Source organism: Alphaproteobacteria bacterium, assembly GCA_025800285.1.
Lineage (GTDB): Bacteria > Pseudomonadota > Alphaproteobacteria > JAOXRX01 > JAOXRX01 > JAOXRX01.
Genome location: JAOXRX010000098.1, coordinates 1 through 1,100, shown reverse-complemented (window position 1 = coordinate 1,100; position 1,100 = coordinate 1). Strand labels below are relative to the sequence as shown.

Genomic DNA, 1,100 nt, shown 5'->3' with positions numbered 1-1,100 from the left:
AATCTGTACAAACAAAGTTTATTAAATACATTAATAAATATATTTTGTAAATACATCCATGAACTGTAATGAATTCCAACTCTTACTCAGGAGCTCTGCTTCATATGAATAACTAGGAGTGCGGCATAAAAATTAGAAAACTGTGTTGGATGAAATTTGGCCACGGATGTAGCAGGCTTAATTGAATCTTATTAAATCTTATCCACACAGCGATGAATATAAACAGATAAATTAATGCCTTGTGCTAAAGTTGGGCACCAAAAAAATGCCACAAGGCCACATCATACAGCCGAAGCCCACAAAAAAAGAAAATAAAAGGGGAAAAATTACAGAGCTCACGAATAAAAGATGGACGACCGATGACACTGGCAGAGCAAATCTGTATAAACAATGTTTATTAAATGCATTAAATATATTTTGTAAATACATCCATGATCTTATAATAAATACCCACCCTTACTCGGATCTGACTGCTTGATATGAATAGCTAGGAGTGTGGCATATAAAATTAGACAACTGTGTTGGATGAAATTTGCCCACAGATGTGGCAGACTTATTTCAATCTTATTAAATCTTATCCACACAGCGATAAATACAAATAGGTAAATTAATGTCTTGCGCTAAGGTTGGGTGCCAAAAAAATGCCATAAAGCTGCATCATGTGGCCGAAGCCCTACGAGAAAAGAAAAGAAAATGGGAAAAACTACAGAGCTCACGAATAAAAGATGGACGACAGACGACACTGGCAGAGCAAATCTGTATAAACAAAGCTTATTTTAAAAATACATTAATAAATATATTTAGTAAATACATCCAAAGAAAAGAAAAGGGGAAAAATTACAGAGCTCACGAATAAAAGATGGGTGACCAACGACACTAGCAGAGTAAATCTTTATAAACAAAGTTTATTAAATACATTAGTAAATATATTAAGCAAATATATCCAAAGTGACAACATATCCCCCTTCCTTACTCCCTCCAGACAGGTGGTTAGTTTGTACAAGGAAGAGACGGCATTGTAAACTATCTACAGCCCCTTTTCAGTCAGTTGACTGGGCAAGCTCAACACGGGAGTGAGCGAAAAAATCAAAACCAGCTTG

At 35.3% G+C, this 1,100-nt stretch carries 1 protein-coding gene; it reads left to right on the top strand.

What is annotated here, in order from left to right:
• The first annotated feature begins 610 nt into the window (after positions 1-610).
• A complete protein-coding gene (locus tag OIF36_05440) occupies positions 611-856 on the top strand; it encodes a hypothetical protein (GenBank protein MCV6599897.1) in 246 nt (81 codons plus the stop codon).
• Positions 857-1,100: the final 244 nt, after the last annotated feature.

Bases quoted from the DNA above. Each gene is read 5' to 3' on its own strand.
- OIF36_05440 (MCV6599897.1), top strand. From the start codon at position 611: ATGTCTTGCGCTAAGGTTGGGTGCCAAAAAAATGCCATAAAGCTGCAT.